Genomic DNA, 2,329 nt, shown 5'->3' with positions numbered 1-2,329 from the left:
CCCACGGGGTGCGGGCCGGCCGCGTTGCCGGAGCACTCGGCGCACACCACGACACCGTCCGTGCGGGTCCGGCGGGACGGACGCTCCGGCGGAACTCAGGCCCGCCGGGGCGCCGGCCGCCGTCACCTACACTGCGGCCATGACTGGCTTACTACGCCTATGGGTTGCGCGAGGAGCTTCCTCGCCCGGTGACATGCCTCGACGGTCGGGAATCATGGCAGCCGTAGCACTCGTGCTGCTGGCGGCGGATTTCGTCACCAAACAGATAGCGCTGACACATTTCTCGGGGAGCGATCCGACAGAGGCCCTCGGTGGGCTTCTGAAATTCACGCTGGTCTTCAACTCGGGTGGAGCATTCTCCATCGGCGAGGGGGAGGCATGGTTCTTCACCACGGTGAAGATCGTGGTCGTCGTCGCCATGCTGGTGGTGTCGCCACGAATCCGCACCCCCGTCTGGGCGGTCTCCTTCGGGCTGGTCATCGCCGGGGCAGCCGGAAATCTCGTCGACCGGTTGTTCCGGGCCCCCTCCCCGTGGCAGGGACGCGTCGTGGACTGGATCCAACTGCCGCACTGGCCGGTCTTCAACCTCGCCGACTGTGGCGTGGTGTGCGGCAGCGCCCTGGTGATGTGGGCCTCGACACGAGGCATCCGCCTGAACGGCACGCTCGCGTCCGACGCGCCGGCCGAGGCGGGCGCGTCGGAGCGGACTGCCGAGAGGAGGGGCCAGTAGGGCAATGGGCCTTCCGGCCGGGCAGTAACGCTGCCGTACGGGCGCGGGCCCGGCGCCGCGACGGGCCGAGCCCGGCAGGCCGGGGCGCCGGGCCCTCCTAACCGTTGCCGATGGTGAGTTGGGCGATGGTCCCGAGCTCCTCGGTGTCGTCGAGGTCGAGCAGTGAGAGGTGGGCGCCCGCCGGGTCGCCCGCGGCGAAGCTGTTCCGGTTCAGGGTCGTGACCGGGACGACCGCCTTCACGGTCGCGCCCGTGCAGCTGGGGGCGAACCGGGTGGCGCCGAGGGCACCGGAGCGCCGGTCCTCGGCGGTCACGGTCGCGGACCTGACGAAGCCGCCGGGGTCGCAGGAGTACGCGATGGTGATGTTCACCGTCGTCGAAGCACTGCCGGAGACGGTCGCGCCGTCGATCCGCACCCCGGTGCCGGCATGCGCCGGAGCTGCGCCGAGCAGCATCCCCACGGCCAGTGCGGGGACGCCGAGCCAGGTCGCGATCCTGCCGTTCATGAGGGCCCCTTTGTTTGTCGGACGGAATGAAGGAGGCACCAAGATCGACGCGCCTGGCACCATGGTCCTCCGCCACCCGTGGAGGACGAGAAGGACGGATCACATGGCCCTTTCCTACAGCCTTGAACTGGTGACCCCGTGGGCCCCGGTCCAGGTCGCCCGGAAGCTCGTCGGCGTCGCCCGGCCGATGCGGCTCTTCGCCGTCCCCGCGACCGTCGACACGCTGCTCGCAGACGGCGCGCTCACGGCGTGCGGCACCTGGATCCGGGTGACCCCGTGCAAGCCCATCCCCTGGGGAGATCCCCGGATCGGCGGCCGCGCCTTCACCCCGACCGTCTCGGTCGCCTTCCGGCTGGGCAAGGAGACCGGCATCTCCGGCCAGCAGGACGACATGATCCGGCTGGCCGACGCCCTCCTCGTGCAGGTGCCCGGTGACGCGGTTCTGCACCTCGACCAGGAGGACGTCTGGCTGGTGCGTCAGGACGGCGAGCTGACCCTCGGCGAGAGGTCCGACATCTGGCCGCCGGAGCGCCTGGCCGCCGTCTCGCGGCGCTACCGCCGTCAGACGCACGAGTTCGTCGACGAGGGATGACCGGACCGGGGCATCGCCGTTCGCCGGGACGACTCGCCCCGGCGCGCCGGAACACGGTGCGGCAGCGGGCGGGCCGGTCGGTCACCAGTCATCACCGAAGGGCCGGGTAGCGCACGAACCCAGGGCCCGGCGCGTCCGCGAGGCGCGATCGCGGCGCCCCACGGCTGTCCGACCCCCGCGCGATCGTCTGCGGAGGGATCGGCGCCCGCCGAATCTCCACAGCCGTCCATCGCGTCAACTCGGCCTTTGTGCGGGCTGCTTGAGCTCGAACCCCTCACCGAGCACGGCAGCGTGCGCGGCGCGCCCGGACTCGCGCCGGACGCCGACGACACCGCCCTGGCCCGATTCGGCGGCTCCGCCGCCCGCCCCGCGCTGCGCCGCGCCGCCGAATGGGCGATGTTGACCCAGCACCCCGACGGCTCCTGGGGCATCTGGGGCCCCACCCCCGAGGAGACCGCCTACGGCGTCCAGATCCTGCTCGCCGCCCCGACCACCCCCACCG

3 protein-coding genes and 1 pseudogene are annotated in these 2,329 nt (G+C 72.0%); 3 read left to right on the top strand and 1 reads right to left on the bottom strand.

The window, feature by feature from the left end:
- Positions 1–214: 214 nt before the first annotated feature.
- Positions 215–730 carry a signal peptidase II gene (lspA, locus tag ACIQOV_RS37885; protein WP_401055315.1) on the top strand — a complete coding sequence of 172 codons (516 nt, stop codon included), beginning with the start codon at positions 215–217 and terminating at the stop codon, positions 728–730.
- Between the two features lie 97 nt (positions 731–827).
- On the opposite strand, the gene ACIQOV_RS37880 is transcribed toward lspA, so the two are convergent.
- Complete coding sequence (locus tag ACIQOV_RS37880; RefSeq protein WP_401055314.1) at positions 828–1,235, bottom strand: hypothetical protein; 408 nt, start codon at positions 1,233–1,235, stop codon at positions 828–830.
- A 103-nt stretch (positions 1,236–1,338) separates the two neighbouring features.
- On the opposite strand from ACIQOV_RS37880, the gene ACIQOV_RS37875 reads away from it, so the two are divergent.
- Positions 1,339–1,827 (top strand): SitI3 family protein, encoded by a 489-nt coding sequence (locus ACIQOV_RS37875; RefSeq protein WP_401055313.1) that lies wholly within the window; start codon positions 1,339–1,341, stop codon positions 1,825–1,827.
- Positions 1,828–2,073: 246 nt separating this feature from the next.
- Positions 2,074–2,329, top strand: a pseudogene (locus tag ACIQOV_RS37870) (hypothetical protein); the annotation flags it as partial.

This window comes from Kitasatospora sp. NPDC091257, assembly GCF_044757675.1.
Taxonomy (GTDB): Bacteria; Actinomycetota; Actinomycetes; order Streptomycetales; family Streptomycetaceae; genus Kitasatospora; species Kitasatospora lactacystinica.
The sequence above is the reverse complement of the archived record's forward strand: the minus strand, read 5'-3'. Positions and strand labels throughout refer to the sequence as shown.